We start from the raw sequence: 13,352 nt of genomic DNA, 5'->3' as shown, positions 1-13,352 counted from the left end.
GTTTGCCCACGATAAATATCTATCCAATGGATTATTTTTTCTAATTAATAAAATAAAATTCAGATGGCTTGAACCCGCAGCGAGAGCAGACTATTATCGATTTAAATGAGAATTAGTCTCATTGTTGATGGGGTTATGTTTATGTTACCACTGATGATATTACTGCTGTTGATTGGCTTGCTGGGGTTTAAGTTAAGAGTGGCTCCTAGCTTATGGATTGGGCTTGGTTTGGTGACCTTGCTGCTGAGCGTTATCAGCCACAACAGCCCATTGCCAGCCTTAGTGTTGCTGTTTTTTCTCGCTCCACTGCTGCTGGCGTTAAACAACCAAGTTTGGCGAAGCGGGTTATTTTGTTTGGCGATATTGCTGCCACAACTGATGCTGATCTAACACTGGGTTTAGTCAGCCGATTGAACGCTCAGGATAAGTGAAGTTTTAGCACCGCTATCGGAGCAGTCATACCTCGAAAATCATCCCAAGAGATCACCTATCCCAAAATGAATGACTGAAGCGAGTTTTCACATTGCTGTAAACTTATGTTGCGATAGTATAGGGTGCATTGACAACGGCTTATGAAGTTTTTGTCGCGTCGACATAGCAGTTTATTCTAAAAATAGGTATCAAGCATGATGATCAATAAGTTTTCTCTCAAATGGATGCTGGCGATCGCCGTAGCCATTCCTGCGGTTGCGCTGCTGTGTGTGGCCTTTTCCAGTCTCAATACCATGTCCGAGATGCAGGCCCAATCCAACCGTTTGTATGCCAACACCGCCGCACCAATGCGTGCGATGGCTGAGGCGAGCACACGGATCCCGCGTATGCGGGTGGGGATTGATATGATGCTGTTACAACAAACGGCATTGCAAGATGCCAAAGGGGTTTTGAATCGCGTGCAAGAAACGCGCATGGAAGATATTCCGGAAATGCGTCAAGCGATGCAATTAGCGGTTGATTCACAGGTTAACCCTGCGCTCAGAGAGCAAGCACGCCAATTGCAAACACGTTTTGAACAGATGGTGCGTGAAGAGCTAGAGCCGATGCTGCAAGCTTTGGCCAATAATGATATGACCACCGCGCAGAATATCTATCGTGATCAGTATGCGAAAACTTATGGTGATATGCGTAAACAAGCCAATCAGATCCTCGATACTTTATTAGATCAAGCGGAGCAGCAAAACCGTGCCAGCGTGGTCAGTTTTGAATCTGGGCGCACCGGGCAATTGATCATGATTGCGGCGGGGCTGATCATCTCTTTTATCACCTCACTGATCATCATTACCAATTTGCGCAGCCGTGTGGCGTATTTAAAAGATCAGATGAGTTCAGCCGCGGCCAATCTTTCACTGCGCACCCGAATTGAACTGGAGGGTAACGATGAGCTGTGTGACATTGGTGCAAGTTTCAATAATTTTATTGATAAAGTGCACGCTTCGATTGAAGCGGTAGCGGACAACTCGAAAGAGTTAGCATCAATGGCTGCTAGTGTTTCGCAGCGCGCGCATACGACTCAAACCAACTGTGCGGCACAACGTGACAGAACCGTGCAGGTAGCAACTGCGATTCATGAATTAGGGGCCACGGTGGCCGAAATCGCTTCCAATGCCGCAATGGCGGCAGATGTTGCCAAACAAGCCACTTTACATTCTGGTGAAGGTAAACAGGTGGTCGGTGAAGTACAACAACGCATTCAAACCCTCTCCAGCGAGTTAGACAGTGCAACTCAAGTGGTCACTTCGTTAGCCACTCAGATCAACGGCATTAGTTCAACCTTAGATACGATTCGCAGTATTTCAGAGCAAACCAATTTGCTGGCATTAAATGCGGCAATCGAAGCGGCCCGCGCCGGTGAGCAAGGACGTGGTTTTGCGGTGGTAGCGGATGAGGTTCGTACACTGGCTAGCCGTTCCGCCGCCTCGACCGAAGAGATTCAGCAAGTGATCAACCGTCTGCAAAGTGAGTCAAATCGTGCAGTAGAAGCAATGGAAAAAGGCCGTTCACAAAGTGATGTGGTGGTGGATTTTGCCGCGAAAGCCAATCAATCGCTGACCGAAATTAATGGTCAGATTGATCAAATTAACGATCAGAATATCCAAGTAGCGACCGCGACCGAAGAGCAATCGACGGTAGTGGAAGACATTAACCGTAATGTGGAAGACATCAATCACCTAACCTCTGAAACTTCGCAGGTTGCTGATGAGTTGAGTCGAGCCAGTGCCAATTTGCAGCGGCTCTCTGCACAACTGGATAAATTGGTTGGAGGCTTTGTGCTATAAGTCAGTTTTCCCACTACTGATTGGGCGACTATTTTTACCTTCAGCCTCAACCTATGTTGGGGCTGCTTTTTTGTTGCTAACAGGTTGATGATCTTTCTCCTGCCGACCACAAATCAGCCCCTTATCATGCCGATGTGCTTATACAGTTGCATTGCGTTGTCGATTTTGATTATGATACCGTCATCATTAATGAGAATAAGTATCAGAGCTATTATCTTGCTTATCTCCATTACCATCGGAAACAACGGATGAAATCTCGTCTTCATTGGGCAGTGTTAGGTTTATTGGCGGCGTTTGCTGTGCAAGCAGAAACGGTCACGATTGAACATCGTTTGGGTAAAACCACTGTTGAGCAAAAGCCACAACGGGTGGTGGTGATTGGTGTGGGAGCACTGGATGCGTTGGATAGCTTCGGTATTGAACCGGTTGCGGTGGCTAAGTTTTATGGCACCCCTAGCTATTTAGCAAAATACGAAACGAATCAATATCCTAGTGCGGGATCTCAGTTTGAACCTGATTTTGAAAAAATTTATACCCATAAACCGGATTTGATTGTGATTGGTCCACGTGCGGCGAAAAACTATCAAGAATTGTCCAAAATCGCCCCAACGATCGTATTTGCAGCAGAAACGGAGCCGGGTTATTGGGTCAGTACCCAGCAGCAGTGGCGTAATCTTGGCAAAGTATTTGCGATTGAGTCACTGGTGGAATCTAAAATTGCTCAACTGGATGCGCAGTTTAAAGCGATCATGGATTATAACCAACAGCGCAATAATGATGCGATGTTGGTCATGAGCTCAGGTGGTAATTTAACGACATTTGGTGCTAACTCACGTTTTTCTTCGGTGTACAAAGATTTCGGTTTTCGCGAAACCGTGCCGGTCATTAAAGAAAGTGGTCATGGTGATCTGATCTCCTATGAGTACATTCGTCAGCACAATCCTAAGCACTTGTTGATGGTCGATCGTGACAAGTTGGTCAATAAAAGTGAAGTTGGCATCCGCCGAGCTTTTGAAAATGATTTAGTCAAAGCAACCACCGCCTACCAAGACGGACATCTGGCTTACCTTGATGTGAATGCTTGGTATGTGGCCATCTCCGGCGTGACCGCCACCGAACAGATGGTCGCAGATATGAAAACATTGATTGGTATGCAGTAAACCAAGGAGGGGAAACCCTCCTTGAGTTCTCAAGCTGAGGTTAGCTTTGAAAAAGTTATTGCTTGTTTTAATGGTAGTGAGTGCTTGTTCACTGCTGGTTGGTGTTGGACAACTGTCAGTAGCGGATCTCCTACAAGGGGATCCGGCGGCTTGGCAGCTACTGATGATGAGCCGAGTGCCAAGATTGTTGGCGATTGTCCTGTCTGGCGCAGGGTTAAGTATCGCTGGTCTGATTATGCAGCAGGTGAGTCAAAATCGGTTTGCTTCGCCTTCCACTTCCGGCACGGTTGAGTGTGCCATGCTCGGTTATGTGCTGAGTTTGGTGCTGTTTGGCCATGGTCAAAACCTGTGGTTGATTTTCGGTATCTCGATGTTGGGTACACTGATGTTTGTGTTTTTTATTCAGCGTATTCAGTTCAAAAACGTCATCTTTGTACCTTTAATTGGCATTATCTTTGGTAATGTGGTCGACTCGCTCGCCACCTTCATTGCCTATAAATACGATGCAGTTCAAAACCTTTCCGGTTGGGCGGTGGCCAATTTCGCCAATCTGCTCAAAGGCGACTTTGAACTACTCTATATCGCCATTCCGGTGGCAATTTTCAGCTATTTATATGCTGCGCGGATCTCGGCAGTTGGGATGGGCAAAGATTTTGCGACTAACCTTGGTCTCAAATACCAGCAGGTGATCATTATTGGGGTGGCGTTAGTGTCAATGATGTCCGCAACCGTGGTGATGATCGTCGGTCAATTACCTTTCTTGGGGCTGATTGTGCCCAATCTGGTCAGCCTGTATTACGGCGATAATTTGCGTAAAAACATTCCACTGACCGCGACTTTTGGCGCACTGTTTGTGCTGGTGTGTGATCTGGTTGGGCGGGTGATTATTTTCCCATACGAAGTGCCAATTTCGATGATCATCAGTATCTTGGGTGGTTCAATCTTTATTGCTTTGATTTTGCGAGGACAGCGCCATGCAGGATAGAAGCAAATTACTGCTGCTGATCGCGATTTCGCTGCTGTTTGCGGCATTATTTATCGGTATTGGGCTTACCGCCGATAACTACCAATATTTTTTGTCGCGCCGAGTGCCAAAAGTGTTGGCAATTGTGTTTGCCGGGATTGCGATTGCGCAGTCATCTTTGGCGTTTCAAACCATTACTCATAACCGAATTCTAACCCCGAGTATTATGGGTTTTGATGCGCTATACATGTTTACTCAAGTACTGGTGGTAGTGCTGTTTGGTGGCATGAGTAGCATTGCAATCAATGTGTATTGGAATTTTTCGCTGTCGCTAGCGGCAATGTTGAGCTTTTCAACCTTGCTGTTCACCTTTTATTTCCGTTCTGGTCATCGCAATTTGATTGTGCTGCTGTTACTGGGGGTTATTTTAGGCCAGCTATTTTCCAATGTGGCTTCATTTTTTATTATGCTGATGGACCCCAACGATTTCGCTGCCGTCCAAGCCAATATGTTTGCCAGTTTTAATAATGTGAATACCCAACTGGTGTATGTGGTTTCGCCATTACTGCTGCTGGCCTGTGTGCTGTTATATCGTCAACATCGGGTACTCGATGTGTTTTGGCTTGATCAAGATAATGCGATCAGTTTGGGGGTGGATGTGCAGCAAGTGACGCGCAATGTACTGCTGATCAGCGCGCTACTGATTTCGATTTCGACCGCGCTAGTTGGGCCGATTCTATTCTTTGGCTTGCTGGTGACTAACCTGACTCGCGAATGGTTTCGCTCCTATCGACATTCCACATTACTGATCGCGACTTCGGCGATGTCGGTGTGTGCGTTGCTCTCTGGACAATGGATTATCGAAAAAATCTTCCATTTTGGCACCACCTTGAGTGTGGTGATCAATTTTATTGGCGGCATCTATTTCTTGTCGCTGTTACTGCGCAATAAAGTGGTGTAGCAATGATCAAACTGGAAAAATTGACCAAACATTTTGGCAGCAAAAGTGTGGTGAAAGAGGCCAGTGCCCAATTTGATAAAGGGCAGGTGACGGCGATCATTGGCCCGAATGGGGCTGGTAAAAGTACCTTACTGTCCATGGCTAGTCGCCTGGTTAACCGTGATGCGGGTAAGGTGTGGATTGAACAGCGCGAATTGGTGGATTGGAACACCAAAGCGTTGGCGCAAAAACTCGCCGTACTGCGCCAATCTAACGTATTGAATATGCGTTTCACGGTACGTGAGCTGACTGCGTTTGGCCGTTTCCCCTATAGCCAAGGCAAATTGACCGCCCACGATGAGCAGATCATCAATCAAGCGATTGAGTATCTCGATCTGGAAACCATTCAATACCAGTATCTCGATGAGTTAAGTGGTGGTCAGCGTCAATTGGCCTTTATTGCGATGGTGATGGCGCAAGATACCGATTACGTTTTTCTGGATGAGCCACTGAACAATTTAGACATCAAACACTCACTGCAAATTATGTCTACCTTGCGCCGCTTAGCCCATGAGCTGAATAAAGCGGTGGTGGTGGTGATCCATGACATCAACTTTGCTTCTTGTTATGCCGATAAAATCATCGCTTTGAAAAAAGGTGAGGTGGTGGCGACTGGTACGGTGGCAGAGGTGATCGAATCGACAGTGCTGAGTGCGATTTATGAAACGCCGTTTAATGTGATTGAGATGCAAGGACAGCGTTTGTGCCTTTATACCCTTCCAACCTGATGTGCAGCGCTATTGCTGCACAGTTTTTGTTCGAGCCAAGCCTACCGAGTGGGTTTTAATACTGGAAAAATGCCTATGTCTTATCAATCACAAGCTTGTTTACACTCTGAACACGTCGCCAAATATTTAGTGACGTTATGTCGCCATTTCGCGCGTAAAACCACTGCGACTTGGGATGAAGTCGAGGGCGAGGGGCGGATCGAATTTTCTGCTGGGATCGCTACCTTAGCCGTTAATGAAGCCGAGCAGTTATTGACCTTTGTATGTCGCGCTGAAACGGAACAACAAGTTACCACTTTGCAAGCGGTGATCAGCAAGCATATGGTAATGTTTGCCCGCCGCGAAACGGTTGAATTGAATTGGCAACCAATCGAGCAAGCATAACGCCATTACTGCTACACACTTCTGCAGTACTGTCTCAGCGCTGATCATAGTGATTATGCGCTGATGGCAATTCACAAAAAGAAATATTTCTCGCCTAGAAAGAAATCCATTGTTGTCTAAGATCAACAAAAAAACGTTTCTCTCACACAAAAAACTAAAACAAAGTTGAAAGATTCAAAAATTATTGAATAATGAAATTTCTATAATGATGAAGTAAAAACACTTCCTTTTAACGTTTGAAACAGGATACCGCCCCCATGTCGAATTCGTATGTGTTGGTTATAAACTCTGGTAGCTCATCATTGAAGTTTGCAGTGATAGATTCCCAAACTGGTGAGGCGCTGATCTCAGGTCTTGGTGAGTGCTTTGGCTTGCCTGAAGCGGTGATTAGCTGGAAATATCAGGGTGAAAAAACCGCAGAGGCGATCACTGCCGCGGATCATCATCACCAACATGCGATTAACCGGATCGTGGGCTTAATGGAGAGTCTCGGTTTGGCACAAGACTTAGTGGCCGTCGGACACCGTATTGTGCATGGCGGTGAAAAATTCACCTCAACGGTGCGGATTGATCAAGAAGTCTTGGCTGAGATTGAAAGCTTGGCCGATCTTGCTCCGCTGCACAACCCTGCCGGTGCCAAAGGTATTCAAGCCGCGATGGAGGCTTTCCCACACTTGCCACAATTTGCAGTGTTTGATACCGCATTCCACCAAACGATGCCGAAAAAAGCCTTCACAGGCGCAATTTCTCACGAGCTGTATGAGCAGTATGGTATCCGTCGCTACGGTTTCCACGGTACCAGCCACTATTATGTCAGCCGTGAAGCGGCGAAAATGCTCAATAAGCCGATTGAACAAGCCAGTTTTATTTCGGTACACCTAGGCAACGGTGCTTCGGTGTGTGCGATCAGTCATGGTCAATCGGTGGATACTTCGATGGGTTTTACCCCATTGGCTGGGTTGATGATGGGAACGCGTTCCGGCGATTTGGATCCTGGTATCATCGAATTTTTGATGAAAAAAGGTTGGAGCCAAGAGCGCGTATTTGACACGCTGAATAAAAAATCCGGCTTCTTGGGGGTTTCTGGCCTCACTTCTGATGCTCGCGGTATTTTAGAAGCGATGGAGCAGGGTCATGCTGGCGCGAAGTTGGCATTTGAAGTCTTCACCTATCGCGTTGCGAAATACATTGGCTCTTACCTGATCCCACTCGATCATCTGGATGCGATCATCTTCACTGGCGGCATTGGTGAAAATTCACTGCCGATCCGCCGCGAAATTTTAGCCAATCTGAAGTTACTCGGTTTTGTCGAAGATGAATTAGGCAACCAAGCCGCCCGCTTTGGGAATGCGGGGATTATCGCTAAATCAGAGCTACTTAATGCGGTGGCTTTGGTGATCCCGACCAATGAAGAATTCGTGATCGTATCGCAAGCGATGGCACTGCTAAATAGCAAGTGATCCCATCACTTTTTCAAGGGCTGGTGTTGCCAGCCCTTTCTCTATCTGCTTTTTGCCTCTATCCGCCTTTTTCTCTATCCATCAGATTAATTCAAGTTTGCTTTCGCGATTCCTCCCGCGATCTCTGATTCACCATAACTAAAAATTATTAACATGATAATGATTGATAATTTTTTGCTTGGCATTCTTTGCCGTATCTTATTAGCAATTTAGCGCGAACTGCGTGTTATCAGCACAGGTGAAAAATGAAATTTCTGCATACGATGATTCGAGTCACGGATCTCGATCAATCGATTGATTTTTATACCCAGCTATTAGGTATGAGTGTGTTAGAACGGATAGAAAACGCCCAATACCGTTACACTTTGGTCTTTGTCGGTTTTAAAGATCAAGCCGACAGTACCACTATCGAGCTGACTTACAACTGGGATACGGATCACTACGATTTAGGCAACGCGTTTGGTCACCTTGCTCTCGGTTGTGAAGATATTTATGCCGCTTGCGATAAGATCCGCCAACTGGGTGGTAATATTGCTCGTGAGCCAGGGCCAGTAAAAGGCGGGCAAACCCACATTGCGTTTGTCAAAGATCCGGATGGTTATGCCATCGAACTGATCCAAACCAGTAAGTAGGATATGGTTATGAAAAATGTCTTGTTTCAATCGATTCAACTCGATCAATTAACCCTAAAAAATCGGATTGTGATGCCACCGATGACCCGCTCACGCGCAAGTCAGCCGGGCAATCTCGCCAATCAGATGATGGCGACGTATTACGCCCAGCGCGCCTCTGCCGGATTGATTGTGGCAGAAGGCACGCAAATCTCGCCGATGGCTCAAGGTTATGCTTGGACGCCGGGGATTTACACGGCACAGCAAATTGCCGGTTGGAAAACAGTAACGCAAGCGGTCCATCAACAAGGTGGGGTGATTTTTGCTCAGCTTTGGCATGTGGGGCGGGTTACTCATCCCGACAATATTGGTGGTGAGCAGCCGATCTCTTCTTCTGCCTTGAAAGCCGAGAAGGTCAAAGTTTTCGTGGATAATGGCACCGATCAACCCGGTTTTGTTGATGTGGTTGAGCCTAGAGCAATGACGCAAGCGGATATTGATCAAGTGATTGCTGAGTATCGTCAAGCGGCGTTAAACGCGATCGAAGCAGGCTTTGATGGCATTGAATTGCATGCGGCTAATGGCTATTTGGTCAACCAATTTATTGATTCGGAATCAAACCAACGTAGCGATCAATATGGCGGCAGCCTTGCCAATCGACTGCGTTTTCTTGATCAAGTGGTTGCTGCTCTGGTGGATGCCATCGGTGCGGGTCGGGTTGGAGTACGTTTGGCGCCCTTAACCACACTCAATGGTACTGTTGATGCCAACCCGATCGAAACCTACACCGCGGCAGCAGCGTTACTCAATCAACATGGCATTGTTTATCTGCATATTGCTGAAGTGGATTGGGATGATGCGCCAGAGATGCCAGTGTCATTCAAACGCGCATTACGCGAAGCTTATCAAGGTGTGCTGATTTACGCTGGTCGCTACAGCGCAGAAAAAGCCGAGCAAGCCATCGAGCAAGGATTGGCCGATATGATTGGCTTTGGCCGACCTTTTGTGGCCAATCCCGATCTGCCTGCGCGTCTGCAGCACGGCTATCCACTTGCGGAGCACGATCCAAATACGCTATTTGGTGGCGGTGAGCAAGGGCTGACCGATTACCCAACCTATCAGCCATAACCACTGAATTTTTTGATCACATAAGCGCTAACACCGATGGTCGTTAGCGCTTAATTTTTGCTGGATCAAACGGCTATTCTGCAGGCTCAAACCACGTTGAGCGAAAATCAAACCAACCTAAGTTATTCAGATGGATCCCTTGCGCATTGGCTGGCCCTTTTAGACGCATCCAATGATGGAAGAGAGGTTGCAGCCAGCCCGAATGGATAACTTGCCACATCAGTTGTTCTGAGCTAATTGCACCGCTGCGCCATTGATGATGCAAACTGTGTAACTGCTTATGATCAGTGCCGCAGATCGAGCGGCGCAGCAGCAGTGAGCCGAGTAACCATGCGCCCACATGCCAGCTTTCTGGAACGGGGAAATTGATGGTGCCCAGCCAGAGATCAATATTGTCTGCTGCCCCTTGCGCCCATTGCTCATAAGGTAACTCAACCAGTTCAAGCTCAATCCGTTGCCGCTGGAGTAAATTTTCCAACGCTTTGCTCAGCGTCGGAAACTCAGGATGGTGGTCATGGTAGGCGAGGCGGATCCGCGCCGTGGATGCTGGATTATCGAGGCTCTGGCTGTCAAAAGGTGAACTGGGTTGCAGAGCGGCAATTCGGTGGCACCAATTGGGCAACAAGCTGCTTGCCGGAACCCATAAGTGGCGAATGGCCGGATTGAGCTCTTGTGCAATCGAATAAGGGTTGAGCAGTTGTTGTAGCCAAGCGCGCCGCTCGGGTTGTTGCCAGTGGCGAGAGTGACTATCGCAGAGTAGAAAATAGCCCCCTTGCTCTAAAAACATCTCTTCCAGCCGTTCCGTCGGTCCTCCGGTCAACTCCGAAGCTTCCCCTGCGATATATTGCTGATCACTCAAGCTTGAACTCAACCAAGTGGTATTGGTATGTAAAGCGGCGGCTGGTGGGTTTGGCTCAAGCGTATCGGTGGTTTGCTGGGTCAAATTGGGCCACATCAGAATATCAATCTGATCGAGTAAAGCGCGCAAGCCAAAATAGCCATCAAATGCGCTGAGAGACAAACGCCGTTGATCATTTTGTACCACTTGATAGGGGCCAGTGCCGATCGGAATGCGTGCAAAATGCTCCATTTGATGCTGCTGCGCAGGCAAGATCAATGCTGAGGCGGTTGCCAACAGTTGCGGGAAATTCACATCTGGCGCGTTGAGTACAAACTCGACACAGTGCGGCCCAACAATCTTGATCTGTTCAATATGTGAGAAGAGTGCAAGCTCACGAGCACGGTTAAGTGAGGCGGTAATGTCGGCACAAGTCAGTCGCTGGCCATCATGAAACTGTACCGCTGGCCGAATATAAAAACGCCACAGTAATGGAGTGATTTGTCGCCAGTGATGAGCCAAATCTGCCGCCAGTTCACCATTTTCCTCTTTTATCCGGGTTAAGCCACTAAAGATCTGGCGCACGAGATGACGCTCGGAGCGCCGTAAAGGGGTTGCAGGGTGCAAGTTGAGCATGGTTCGGTAATAGGGCACGCGTAGAACTTGCTGCTCAGGATTGATGCAAAACCCCAGTTTCGCTCGCAATAAGGGCGCGATTAAATGTTGCTCGGAACCGAGCAGATCGATCGCTTCATTGAAGCGACCTTGATCAATTAAGTAGGCGGCTTTATTACTGACTAGCTGATTTTTATTGCTTAACAGCGTCAGCTTTGAGCGTTTTCCTCGTCCAAATTCCCCTTGCCATGCAATCCATCCGGACTGTTGCATTTTGAGCAAAAGATTACGCATATGTCGCTTGGTACAAAACAGTGTGTCAGCCAACTGTTGTAAGGTGACCCAAACGCTAGTTTCACCAAAGTGGTTAAGCAGCTTGAGATAGTGTTGTTCGAGTCGATGGTTTTGCATAAAAGAGGAACTTAAAAAGATTGAATTCAGCAATTTTTAATTGCCTTAATTTAGGCCATTCTAGCGCCATCAACAAGGCCTATCTCATGGTGAGTGAAGCGTTTTTCTTGTGGCAAATTCACGGTTAATGCGTTGATGATCTTGTGATCAATCAACCGATATCAATCAATGGAGAGTGTTAATGCACACCAAAATTAATAAAGACACTACAATTTGTATGTCATTAGCGGCCAGACCAACCAACTTTGGTACCCGTTTTCATAACTACCTCTATGCTGCGCTCAATCTCAATTATCTTTATAAAGCTTTTAGCAGCCAAGATTTGGTTGGTGTTATCGCTGGAGTGAGAGCGTTAAACTTTCGTGGCTGTGCGATTTCGATGCCATTTAAGGAGGCGGTGATCCCATTGGTTGATGAGCTGGATAGCTCTGCTGCGGCGATTCAATCGATCAACACCATTGTGAATACTGATGGTCATCTTAAGGCGTATAACACCGATTACATTGCGATAGTGACTCTGCTCAAGCAATACGCGATTACGAAGGATGTCTCTTTTGTACTGAAAGGCAGTGGCGGCATGGCCAAAGCGGTGGCATGTGCGCTAAGAGATTTAGGCTTTACCCGTGGCGTGATCGTGGCGATGAACCCCTCAAGTGGCCAAGCATTAGCCGATTTATGTGGTTTTACTTGGCAGCCCGATATGCAGGGCCTCGCCGCCGATTTGCTGATCAATGCCACCCCGCTTGGTATGGATGGTGGCCCTGAAGCTGGCAAACTCTGTTTTTCTGAACCTGAAATTGAGCGGGCGCAGATCCTGTTTGATGTGGTCGCCATGCCTGCGGTGACCCCTGCGGTGGCGTTTGCTCAATCGATCGGTAAAACGGTGATCACAGGTAGCGAAGTTTTTGCGATTCAAGCCGTCGAGCAATTTCAGTTATACACTGGCATTAAACCGAGTCAGGAGCTGTTTGAACAAGCCGCTGCTTATTCGCGAAGCGAGTGCTCCGCTTGTTAAGCGATTTCATTTCTCATTCACCATTGTGACTTAATCTTAGGTAAGCAAAAAAACATTCCTCCTCATTGCTGAGGAGGAATGTGATGTAATTTACCGGTTTGATGGGTTGATCCGTAAGCTTTAACCGCGACCGAGCATGCGCGCTATGGTGGCATCTTTATCGATCACTTGGTGTTTAATCGCCGCCAGAATATGCAGCAGTACAATCGCGATGATCAGTGGTGGTGCGGTCTTGTGAATGGCCGAACCCAATTCTTGGAGCCAAGGTAGGCTTTCGCCTGCGGCAACCAGTGTATAGCCAAACACTTCTAGCGCGCGGCCACCGCCGATGTTCATTGCAATCCCGGAGATAGGCATCGCCAGTGTTGCGAGCATCAGTAAACCATGCACCGCTTTGGCGGCTTTGTATTGCCAAGCCGGCATGACCGAGGCTGGCGGGATCGCACCCTCTTTAATCCGCCATACAATGCGGGTGAGCGCAATCAGCAAGATCATGACTCCAAAAGATTTATGCAGAGCCAGCAACTGCAATTTTTCCGGTCCGCGTGGCAGCTCAGAGAGATAATCACCCACCATAAATACACCGATAAAGGCTAACCCTGTGATCCAATGCAGAGCGATTGAGGTTTTCGAGTAGGTTTTTGCGGTATCCATAATTGATTTCCATCAGTTTTATTCGTTCATGACTATTATGAGCCATTTGTTCTGATTGTGAATATTTTGTTGGTTAAATTGTGTGAATGTAAGGTTTGATGGTTTGGCTAG

Annotated in this window: 13 protein-coding genes; 11 read left to right on the top strand and 2 right to left on the bottom strand. The window is 47.4% G+C overall.

The window, feature by feature from the left end:
- Positions 1–141 precede the first annotated feature (141 nt).
- From OOK74_RS13215 to OOK74_RS13170, 10 genes are all read left to right on the top strand, one after another.
- The gene (locus OOK74_RS13215) at positions 142–390 is read left to right on the top strand and encodes a hypothetical protein (protein WP_347403817.1); all 249 of its coding nucleotides are present in this window, start codon (positions 142–144) and stop codon (positions 388–390) included.
- Between the two features lie 236 nt (positions 391–626).
- Positions 627–2,273: a methyl-accepting chemotaxis protein gene (locus tag OOK74_RS13210; RefSeq protein WP_278183564.1), complete on the top strand. Its 1,647-nt coding sequence runs from the start codon at positions 627–629 to the stop codon at positions 2,271–2,273.
- A 248-nt stretch (positions 2,274–2,521) separates the two neighbouring features.
- On the top strand, positions 2,522–3,433 hold the full coding sequence (locus OOK74_RS13205) for a siderophore ABC transporter substrate-binding protein (protein WP_274723381.1): 912 nt from the start codon (positions 2,522–2,524) through the stop codon (positions 3,431–3,433).
- A 46-nt stretch (positions 3,434–3,479) separates the two neighbouring features.
- Entirely contained in the window at positions 3,480–4,418 is a 939-nt protein-coding gene (gene vctD / locus OOK74_RS13200; RefSeq protein ID WP_278183563.1) for an iron chelate uptake ABC transporter permease subunit VctD, read from the top strand.
- A complete protein-coding gene (vctG, locus tag OOK74_RS13195; RefSeq protein ID WP_274723383.1) occupies positions 4,408–5,358 on the top strand; it encodes an iron chelate uptake ABC transporter permease subunit VctG in 951 nt (316 codons plus the stop codon). The genes vctD and vctG overlap by 11 nt, the downstream gene beginning before the upstream one ends.
- A 2-nt stretch (positions 5,359–5,360) precedes the next feature.
- On the top strand, positions 5,361–6,125 hold the full coding sequence (vctC, locus tag OOK74_RS13190) for an iron chelate ABC transporter ATP-binding protein VctC (RefSeq protein WP_166015094.1): 765 nt from the start codon (positions 5,361–5,363) through the stop codon (positions 6,123–6,125).
- Between the two features lie 75 nt (positions 6,126–6,200).
- The gene (locus tag OOK74_RS13185) at positions 6,201–6,509 is read left to right on the top strand and encodes a DUF2218 domain-containing protein (RefSeq protein WP_278183562.1); all 309 of its coding nucleotides are present in this window, start codon (positions 6,201–6,203) and stop codon (positions 6,507–6,509) included.
- 257 nt (positions 6,510–6,766) lie between these two features.
- A complete protein-coding gene (locus OOK74_RS13180) occupies positions 6,767–7,969 on the top strand; it encodes an acetate/propionate family kinase (RefSeq protein WP_274723385.1) in 1,203 nt (400 codons plus the stop codon).
- Between the two features lie 245 nt (positions 7,970–8,214).
- Complete coding sequence (gene gloA / locus OOK74_RS13175; RefSeq protein ID WP_274723386.1) at positions 8,215–8,601, top strand: lactoylglutathione lyase; 387 nt, start codon at positions 8,215–8,217, stop codon at positions 8,599–8,601.
- Positions 8,602–8,610: 9 nt separating this feature from the next.
- The gene (locus tag OOK74_RS13170) at positions 8,611–9,708 is read left to right on the top strand and encodes an alkene reductase (RefSeq protein WP_278183561.1); all 1,098 of its coding nucleotides are present in this window, start codon (positions 8,611–8,613) and stop codon (positions 9,706–9,708) included.
- Positions 9,709–9,781: 73 nt separating this feature from the next.
- Here the strand turns inward: OOK74_RS13170 and OOK74_RS13165 are convergent, their stop codons facing one another.
- Positions 9,782–11,572, bottom strand: a complete 1,791-nt coding sequence (locus OOK74_RS13165) for an SgrR family transcriptional regulator (RefSeq protein WP_278183560.1) — start codon at positions 11,570–11,572, stop codon at positions 9,782–9,784.
- 181 nt (positions 11,573–11,753) lie between these two features.
- On the opposite strand from OOK74_RS13165, the gene OOK74_RS13160 reads away from it, so the two are divergent.
- A complete protein-coding gene (locus tag OOK74_RS13160; RefSeq protein ID WP_278183559.1) occupies positions 11,754–12,587 on the top strand; it encodes a shikimate 5-dehydrogenase in 834 nt (277 codons plus the stop codon).
- A gap of 120 nt (positions 12,588–12,707) precedes the next feature.
- Here OOK74_RS13160 and OOK74_RS13155 read toward each other — a convergent pair whose 3' ends face one another.
- Positions 12,708–13,241: a cytochrome b gene (locus tag OOK74_RS13155; protein ID WP_274723390.1), complete on the bottom strand. Its 534-nt coding sequence runs from the start codon at positions 13,239–13,241 to the stop codon at positions 12,708–12,710.
- Between the last annotated feature and the right edge of the window lie 111 nt (positions 13,242–13,352).

It is taken from the genome of Vibrio misgurnus (genome assembly GCF_029635775.1).
Lineage (GTDB): Bacteria > Pseudomonadota > Gammaproteobacteria > Enterobacterales > Vibrionaceae > Vibrio > Vibrio chanodichtyis.
This window is presented reverse-complemented; position numbering and strand designations above follow the sequence as displayed.

What these genes read in the sequence shown, in the direction of transcription:
- OOK74_RS13155 (WP_274723390.1), bottom strand. Translation starts at nt 13,241, where the DNA reads ATGGATACCGCAAAAACCTACTCGAAAACCTCAATCGCTCTGCATTGG.
- OOK74_RS13165 (WP_278183560.1), bottom strand. Translation starts at nt 11,572, where the DNA reads ATGCAAAACCATCGACTCGAACAACACTATCTCAAGCTGCTTAACCAC.
- vctC (WP_166015094.1), top strand. Translation starts at nt 5,361, where the DNA reads ATGATCAAACTGGAAAAATTGACCAAACATTTTGGCAGCAAAAGTGTG.
- OOK74_RS13215 (WP_347403817.1), top strand. Translation starts at nt 142, where the DNA reads ATGTTACCACTGATGATATTACTGCTGTTGATTGGCTTGCTGGGGTTT.
- OOK74_RS13205 (WP_274723381.1), top strand. Translation starts at nt 2,522, where the DNA reads ATGAAATCTCGTCTTCATTGGGCAGTGTTAGGTTTATTGGCGGCGTTT.
- OOK74_RS13160 (WP_278183559.1), top strand. Translation starts at nt 11,754, where the DNA reads ATGCACACCAAAATTAATAAAGACACTACAATTTGTATGTCATTAGCG.
- OOK74_RS13210 (WP_278183564.1), top strand. Translation starts at nt 627, where the DNA reads ATGATGATCAATAAGTTTTCTCTCAAATGGATGCTGGCGATCGCCGTA.
- OOK74_RS13170 (WP_278183561.1), top strand. Translation starts at nt 8,611, where the DNA reads ATGAAAAATGTCTTGTTTCAATCGATTCAACTCGATCAATTAACCCTA.
- OOK74_RS13185 (WP_278183562.1), top strand. Translation starts at nt 6,201, where the DNA reads ATGTCTTATCAATCACAAGCTTGTTTACACTCTGAACACGTCGCCAAA.
- OOK74_RS13180 (WP_274723385.1), top strand. Translation starts at nt 6,767, where the DNA reads ATGTCGAATTCGTATGTGTTGGTTATAAACTCTGGTAGCTCATCATTG.
- vctG (WP_274723383.1), top strand. Translation starts at nt 4,408, where the DNA reads ATGCAGGATAGAAGCAAATTACTGCTGCTGATCGCGATTTCGCTGCTG.
- gloA (WP_274723386.1), top strand. Translation starts at nt 8,215, where the DNA reads ATGAAATTTCTGCATACGATGATTCGAGTCACGGATCTCGATCAATCG.